This is a genomic window from uncultured Gimesia sp. (assembly GCF_963972345.1).
GTDB lineage: Bacteria > Planctomycetota > Planctomycetia > Planctomycetales > Planctomycetaceae > Gimesia.
Genome location: NZ_CAXAVM010000278.1, coordinates 1 through 7,437 on the forward strand (window position 1 = coordinate 1; position 7,437 = coordinate 7,437).

Here is a 7,437-nt window from a genome sequence, read left to right on the forward strand (position 1 = left end):
AGCCTGACCGCCATTTCCCACAAGCTTTCGGGAATCCGCGCCCCGGGCTGTTTTGTCTGCCGCCACGCCGCCAGTCGCTCCCGAACCCTGGCCAGATCCGGGGGCAGTGCACGCTGATTCTGATTCGCCATCGCCGACCTCCTGATAAGAGAAACCGCTCACGATAGCAGATTCAAAAAATAGAATCATGCACGCTTACCGGAAGGACACCGTATATGTGGCGGGTATATGGGAGGAAAGTCACGCGTCTTACCCTGAGAGATCTGAAACGGTGCCGTCTGGCTAGTGCCTCTGCAAGGAGTCGCGATGCCGTTTCAGAAGTCAGCCGAGGCCATAGTAGCGCTGTATTGAGTGGCGTGAAGGGCCGAACCTTTTAACCTGTTTGATGCAGAAATTTCGATGTCCGATAACAGACGCAGACCGAAGGCTGAGATGCCTGAGCAACGATCGAGAGCAGGCGGCGGAACCGCCCAGGGTAAGTCGTCTGCGCGTCAAACGGACTCGGCAAGGACTGATCCCATCAGACTACCAGCGTTCTTTACTTTAGAGGAGGTACTCAGTCGAGAAAACATGTTGACTGCTTACCGGCGTGTGGTTCGTAATCAGGGAGCCCCCGGCGTCGACGGTGTGACCGTTGATCAACTGTGGGATCGCTGTTGCCAGCGCTGGGAAGCGATTCGGGAGGAACTGCTCAGCGGAACTTATCGTCCTGATCCCGTTCGGAAGGTGGAAATCCCCAAACCGGGAGGGAAAGGGATGCGGATGCTGGGCATACCAACGGTCATGGACCGACTGATCCAACAGGCACTGTTGCAGGTGCTAACGCGGTTATATGATCCCACGTTCTCGGAAAGCAGCTTCGGCTTCCGTCCGGGTCGTAGCGCCCATCAGGCGCTGGATCGAGCCAAAGCGCACATTGCAGCCGGCCAACGTTGGGTTGTCGACCTGGATCTGGAAAAGTTCTTTGACCGCGTGAACCATGATGTACTGATGGGACGTCTGGCACAACGGATCAAGGATCGACGCATCCTGAAACTGATTCGAGCCTATTTACAGGCAGGGATCATGGAAGGGGGCGTCGTCAGCCCACGCAGCGAAGGAACCCCGCAAGGGGGACCGCTCTCGCCGCTGTTATCCAATATCCTGCTCGACGAGTTCGATCGGGAATTGGAACGACGGGGACATCGCTTTGTCCGCTACGCTGACGACTGCAACATTTATGTTCGTAGTCGCCGCGCAGGGGAACGGGTACTGGCTTCGATCACAGGTTTCCTGACTTGCCGACTTCGTCTGGTGGTGAACCGGACGAAGAGCGCGGTAGGGCGTCCCTGGAACCGCAAGTTCCTGGGATACTCGTTCACGCACCACTTCCAACCTCGATTTAAGGTGGCCCGCGAATCGGTGAAACGATTCAAAGGGCGCCTGCGGGAACTGTTCCGCTCCGGTCGGGGACGCAGCCTGCGTCGTACGATCAGCGAACTGCGCCCGGTACTGACGGGTTGGGTGGCGTACTACCGGAAATCAGAAGTGCGGGGAATCTTTGCGAATCTCGATCAATGGCTGCGTCGTAAACTGCGTGTCATCCTGTGGCGGCAGTGGAAACGGGTTAAAACTCGGGAGAAGCAACTGATTCGCCGTGGTCTCACGCCCCAACGGGCGTGGATCAGCGCGACGAATGGCCGAGGTCCCTGGTGGAATGCTGGCGCGAGCCACATGAACCAGGCGGTCCCAACGCGTGTACTGAGTCAACTTGGTCTCGTATGCCTCATCGATAAAGTACAAGAGCTGCAGCGTTAAAGGGAACCGCCGTGTACGGAACCGTACGCACGGTGGTGTGGGAGGACGGGGGAAGAAATTCCCCCTCCTACCCGATAACTCCACCGGGGTCTGATTTCCCAGTGAGCTGTGCGGGCGGTTTTCGTTGTAGTCCAGCCGCCACTGGTCAACTTGTTCCTGAGCGTCTGTCAGGCTTAAAAACCAATGCTGGTTTAAACATTCCTGACGAACCCGCCCGTTGAACGATTCAATATACGCATTATCGGTCGGTTTTCCCAGCCGACTGAAATCCAGAGTAACGTTGTTGAAGTAAGCCCATCAGTCCAAACTCTTTGAAATGAACTCGGGCCCGTTATCCACACGGATTGACTGAGGACAGTCTCGAGCCGCTTTGACGCGATCCAGAGCTGCCACCACATCATCTCCAGTCAGCCGTGTTCCCACCTGAATGGCCAGACTCTCACGACTAGTGTAGTGATTTAAAATTGTGGGAACTTATTTGGTAGAGTTGTCGTCTGATTTTCCAGATAAGGAGAATTGAGACGTGCGTATTGCAATTGCTGTCACATTGACAGCTGCAGAACGAATATTGCTGACTACGTGGTCGCGGGGGCGGAGCACGCCAGCCCGACTGGTACTGCGAGCCAAGATGATTCTCGCGGCAGCTCAAGGTCGCGAGAATAAAGACATTGCAGTGGAACTCGGTTGTACCAGGCGAACTGTCGGTACGTGGCAAAATCGATTTGCCGAGAAACGAATGGTGGGGATTGAAGCAGACGCCCCCCGAGTTGGACCTGCATTTAATTGTGGACAACTACGCCATTCACAAGCACCCCAAGGTGCAGAACTGGCTGAAGCGTCACAAGCGATTTTACATTCACTTCACACCGACAAGCAGTTTGTGGCTGAACGTCATCGAACGCTGGTTCCGCGACATTACCCAGGACCGTATCCGGAATGGCGTGTTCAAAAGCGTCTCGCAACTGGAGCAGGCGATATGATCGGAAGATCTACAAACATCGCAACCAGATCGAACGGTTCTTAGGGAGAATCAAACGCTGTCGACGTGTGGCCACTCGCTACGAGGAAAAAGCCACCAACTTCGCCGGCTTTATCTGACTGTCAGCATTCGTTACAGATATCATCCGAATGTCCGTACTATCTAGGGCTGCGGTCGTTTCGTGCTTTACCCAGGATGGCGGTACAAGACCGTTGTCGCGGTACCAAGTCGAAGTATCACGTCGCAGCGCGGCAACCATAGTGGGCAGCGTTTCACGCAATGAACGGCTAGGTTGCCAGCCCAGTGCATCGCTCGCACGGGTGATGACAAGCGCATAGTGATCGTCCGCCAAGTCAACCATCCACGGCTTGATGAAAGGCTCCTCCGCGAACGGCATGTGATCTTGAAATCACGCACCCGTCTTGGCAACCGACTTCGGGATCACGGTCGTTTCCCAAGGCTCACCATGAATCAATCGTCCGAATTCTGACTGCGATTCCGTGCAACCGAGCGTTTTCGGTTCTCCGATAAGAAACACTGATTCATCTGATAATTACTCGCGACGGTCGATGCATCGGTAGACGGCGTCGACGACGTCGTCTAAATGAACGAATGCTTGACCGCGGGATGGATCTCCTGGATAGACTCGACTTGTCAACTTCCGCTTGTAGATCCGCGCTATCTGATTTGCCAAGGGAATTGAATGGCAATCGTCGTCATAGACACCGGCGATTCTGAGATTGATAGACTTGATCGCACACCGATTCTTAGAAATGACCTGCTCGGTAGCGACCTTCGACTTGGGATAGTCCCACTTGGGATCAAGCGGCCAATCTTCATCGATCCGCTCGCCCGGCTCGCAGGGAGCATGAACCAACATCGTGCTGGAGAAGATGAATTGGTCCACTTCAAACTCACGCAATGCACGAAGCAGTCTCTCCGTTCCGCGAACTGTGACTTCTTCATACTTCGGACTCGGATCTCCCGAGAAGTCGTAGTACGCAGCATAGTATTAGTGTACGACCGACGCAATTTTTGTTCCGTATCCTTCACGAACGCGATGTATTCCTGCGTCGATACTCTCATCGTTCGTCAGGTCAACACAGACGTATTCCGCCTCCGTCGGCGGATGCGGATCACCTGCACGGTCAAATCCGATCACCTGGAAACGCTCAGCAAGCCGCTTAACCGTCGCCGATCCAAGCCGCCCGCTACTTCCCGTGATTAAGATGATCTCTTTCTTAGTTTTCATCACAGTTTTTCCGGTTTAGAATAGTCACTAATTAGCCACTTCGCCCGCCAAAGAGAGTCCGCACAGTCTTTCGGCCACCCAAGGACGGTATGTAAACAAACGCACTGCCAACTCGTCGCTACACTGCTGCGGTGAAAAGTGGCAGTGGTGCTTTGCCTGACGCGACACGGCTACTGTGTTTTTGTCTTGCCATTCGGCTCCTTCGTATTTTTCTTCATCTTTCCTTTCATCATGCCTTCCATCTTCTTCTTGCACATGGGGCACATCATGCCAGATTCACTATCGTCCATCTTCTTGGCTCTCATCATTGCGATCTCCATCATTGACATTGCCTTGCCAGACGACTTGCCAAGCATTGACCGCTGATCTTCGGTTAACACTTCCGCTGCCTTACTCTGAGCTTCCTGGGTAATAGCTCTCAGTTTCTGCTGTTGCTCATCTGTCAATTTCAACTCACTCGCTCTAGCCATCAGCAACGGCGGACTGTCAGCGGTCAAACTGATTCCCTTCAGGCCAGTCATCATGGGGCATTCCATCGACATTTTCTTGTCGTTCTGGCCACCTGCTTTCGAGTTGTTCTGCCCAAGTGCAGGCGATTGCAACGAGACAGCAAGCAGTGAGAGGAGAATGCCTCCAGCGCCTGCACAGATGCTGAACCGTGATCGAAAAATAGTATTGGTCTTCATAGCGTTTTTCCTTGTTCATGGGAGATAACGAAACTCCGCGCGTCGACGCAGAGCAAACTTCAGAATCAGTCGATGTTCCTCGCTTCTCGTCGATGTAGCTGCAAGTCACATACCGTACTGGGGTATTTTGAAGCGCAACGCTGAATCGACTGCAAATGAGCAGCTTTCGCGAAAGCTGCTGTACGTAATGGGCTTGCAAAGTGCGCATCCAGCGACCATTGCGGTTCGAGAACAGCCAGCGGCACGACTCATAAAGCAACGTTGTGCCTGATTCAACCTTTTTCCGCAGTGTGATCGATGTCTCGCAGATCTGTCCACGATTCCCAGATGGCGTAAATGGCAGGATAGATCAGCAGCTCTAACACAAATGACGTCACGACCCCACCGACCATCGGGGCGGCAATACGTTTCATGACGTCGGCGCCTGAGCCTGTGGACCACATGATCGGCAACAATCCCATCAAGATCGCCATAACCGTCATCATCTTTGGTCGCATTTGGTCGCACGCGCTACACCGCGCCTTCCATGACTGCGTGTTCAGTGTCGTCAAATCTATGTATCCGCCCTTCGTCTTTCCATTTGTGGTATGCCACATCTAAGTACAACAACATCACGACTCCGGTTTCTGCATCGACACCCGCAAGCGCAATGATGCCAACCCACACGGCAACGCTCATGTTATAGCCAAGCATATAGATCAGCAAGAAAGAGCCAATCAACGAAAAAGGCACTGCAAGTAACACAATTGATAACTTGACAATGGAAGGTTCCGCGACGTTCATCCTTCTGCCGAAGTGGGCGGCGGCACTCGAGGCGGTCCCGCCTGGCGTCGTCCTGCACGTCGATTTCAAGGGGCTAAGCTACATCGATCACGCCTGCCTGGCATTGCTGATGAATTGGAAGAAGCAACATGAAGTGACAGGTGGGGCACTTATTCTGGATTGGGAAACGCTGCGTGCAAGATTCCATCACGCGCGCCCTCGTCCGCGACAAACATGTATTATAAGGCAAGACGCTCCCAATGCGGACGGCAATAGCCGCGAGCAACGACGGGCGGCCTAATCATGCCTTGCCCTTTTTGTACATTCGTGATAGTATACGTGTGATGGCGTGGATTGGGTCCGACAACTTCTTCAACCCAGCCTGAAGGACAAAACCGGTGTGGAAACTAGGATGAGTGCAAAGACGCTGATTGAGATTGGTCTGGTCCTGCCGGCAATTCCAGATGCCCGTGACGCGTGCGTCCTGCGCCTAACAGAATTGCTGACAGCAAAAGAAGGAATTGAGACCGCACATGTCAAAAACACGATCGGCATGGGGCAGGATCAAATCTGTATCCATTTTGATCCCAACCGCATTTCCCTCGGCGAGGTGCGGGCGCTGGCCAAACGGGCAGGAGCAGATCTTGACCAGCGGTTCGGACACTTTTTGCTCAATTCAAAACCGATGCATGCCCGTCAGGCCCGCACGGCCGAGGCACGGGCGAAGCAAATCCAAGGCGTGCTGGAAGCCGCGGTCTCCCCGGCCGGGGTGCTGCGCATTGAGTTTGACCGCCGATCTACCGACGAAGAGGCCATCCGAATCGCGGTAGCGAAAATCGGTGTGCAAACGGTTGAAAAGAGAGAACAGAAGGCGACACACGGCGAACTAACGGAAGCCGATGACCGACCTGTCGCGAAAGAACACGATCACGAACATGATGGCCTATTGGGTGAAAGAACGGAGTTGGGGTTTGCCGCGCTTTGCGGCGGGCTGCTGCTCATCGGATGGCTGCTATCGTTCGCTGATGTGAATCCATGGGCACCGTGGAGCCTATTCTTGGCCGCTTACTTCTTCGGCGGCTTTTTTACGTTTCGCGAAGCAATTGAGAATATTCGTGCTGGCCGTTTTGAGATCGACTTCCTGATGCTGGTGGCGGCCATCGGTGCGGCTACGCTCGGAGAATGGTTTGAGGGCGCTTTGCTGCTATTTCTCTTCAGCCTCGGTCACTCACTCGAACATTATGCCATGGGCCGGGCTAAGAGGGCGATTGAAGCCCTCGCCGAACTTGCTCCTCAAACCGCACTGGTCCGCCGTGAAGGCAGCACCCAAGAATTACCCGTGGAGCAACTCCAGGTCGGGGACGTAGTGATTGTCAAACCCAATGAACGTATTCCCGCCGACGGATTTGTCGTCAAGGGGCAGAGCAGCGTCAATCAGGCCCCGATTACCGGCGAGAGCGTCCCTGTGGATAAACAGGCCGTCGATAATCTGCAAGAGGCGACGGAGAATGCCGACCGGCTCGACGCCCGATATCGCGCCTTCGCCGGTACCATCAATGGCAGTGGCGCTCTGGAGATTCAGGTGACCAAGATCGCCAGTGAATCCACGCTGGCCCGCGTCGTACAAATGGTGAATGAGGCCGAGACCCAAAAGTCGCCCACGCAACTGTTCACCGACAAATTCGAGCGTTACTTCGTTCCGGCAGCATTGACGTTGGTTGTCTTGCTATTATTCGCCTGGACAATAATCGACGAGCCATTCACCAAATCTTTCTATCGCGCGATGGCGGTGTTGGTGGCGGCTAGTCCCTGCGCTCTGGCAATTTCGACCCCAAGCGCGGTTCTCAGCGGCATCGCGCGCGCGGCTCGGGGCGGAGTGCTCGTCAAAGGCGGTGGTCCGCTGGAGAATCTGGGAAGGCTCCACGCCATCGCCTTCGACAAGACCGGCACGTTGACCGAAG

The 7,437-nt window shown here is 54.5% G+C and carries 5 protein-coding genes and 3 pseudogenes; 3 read left to right on the top strand and 5 right to left on the bottom strand.

What is annotated here, in order from left to right; genetic code table 11:
* Nucleotides 1-432 precede the first annotated feature (432 nt).
* Nucleotides 433-1,797, top strand: a complete 1,365-nt coding sequence (ltrA, locus tag AACZ40_RS27305) for a group II intron reverse transcriptase/maturase (protein WP_291170475.1) — start codon at nt 433-435, stop codon at nt 1,795-1,797.
* Nucleotides 1,798-1,872: 75 nt separating this feature from the next.
* Here the strand turns inward: ltrA and AACZ40_RS27310 are convergent.
* Nucleotides 1,873-2,202, bottom strand: a pseudogene (locus tag AACZ40_RS27310) (integrase core domain-containing protein); the annotation flags it as partial.
* A gap of 340 nt (nt 2,203-2,542) precedes the next feature.
* Here AACZ40_RS27310 and AACZ40_RS27315 point away from each other — a divergent pair.
* Nucleotides 2,543-2,774, top strand: a pseudogene (locus tag AACZ40_RS27315) (transposase); the annotation flags it as partial.
* A gap of 555 nt (nt 2,775-3,329) precedes the next feature.
* Here AACZ40_RS27315 and AACZ40_RS27320 read toward each other — a convergent pair.
* The 4 genes and pseudogenes from AACZ40_RS27320 to AACZ40_RS27335 all read right to left on the bottom strand — a co-directional run bounded on the left by AACZ40_RS27320 (nt 3,330) and on the right by AACZ40_RS27335 (nt 5,497).
* Nucleotides 3,330-4,028, bottom strand: a pseudogene (locus tag AACZ40_RS27320) (NAD(P)-dependent oxidoreductase).
* A gap of 170 nt (nt 4,029-4,198) precedes the next feature.
* Nucleotides 4,199-4,714 carry a hypothetical protein gene (locus AACZ40_RS27325; RefSeq protein ID WP_145190906.1) on the bottom strand — a complete coding sequence of 172 codons (516 nt, stop codon included), beginning with the start codon at nt 4,712-4,714 and terminating at the stop codon, nt 4,199-4,201.
* Between the two features lie 272 nt (nt 4,715-4,986).
* On the bottom strand, nt 4,987-5,310 hold the full coding sequence (locus AACZ40_RS27330) for an efflux RND transporter permease subunit (protein WP_339676725.1): 324 nt from the start codon (nt 5,308-5,310) through the stop codon (nt 4,987-4,989).
* Entirely contained in the window at nt 5,225-5,497 is a 273-nt protein-coding gene (locus AACZ40_RS27335; RefSeq protein WP_261344483.1) for an efflux RND transporter permease subunit, read from the bottom strand. Before AACZ40_RS27335 ends, AACZ40_RS27330 begins: the two co-directional genes overlap by 86 nt.
* Nucleotides 5,498-5,888: 391 nt before the next feature.
* Between AACZ40_RS27335 and AACZ40_RS27340 the strand changes: the two genes are divergently transcribed.
* On the top strand, nt 5,889-7,437 hold a 1,549-nt coding region (locus AACZ40_RS27340), incomplete at its 3' end, for an HAD-IC family P-type ATPase (RefSeq protein ID WP_339676729.1).

Coding starts and splice junctions, on each gene's coding strand:
- ltrA (WP_291170475.1), top strand. CDS start 433: ATGCCTGAGCAACGATCGAGAGCAGGCGGCGGAACCGCCCAGGGTAAG.
- AACZ40_RS27325 (WP_145190906.1), bottom strand. CDS start 4,714: ATGAAGACCAATACTATTTTTCGATCACGGTTCAGCATCTGTGCAGGC.
- AACZ40_RS27330 (WP_339676725.1), bottom strand. CDS start 5,310: ATGTGGCATACCACAAATGGAAAGACGAAGGGCGGATACATAGATTTG.
- AACZ40_RS27335 (WP_261344483.1), bottom strand. CDS start 5,497: ATGAACGTCGCGGAACCTTCCATTGTCAAGTTATCAATTGTGTTACTT.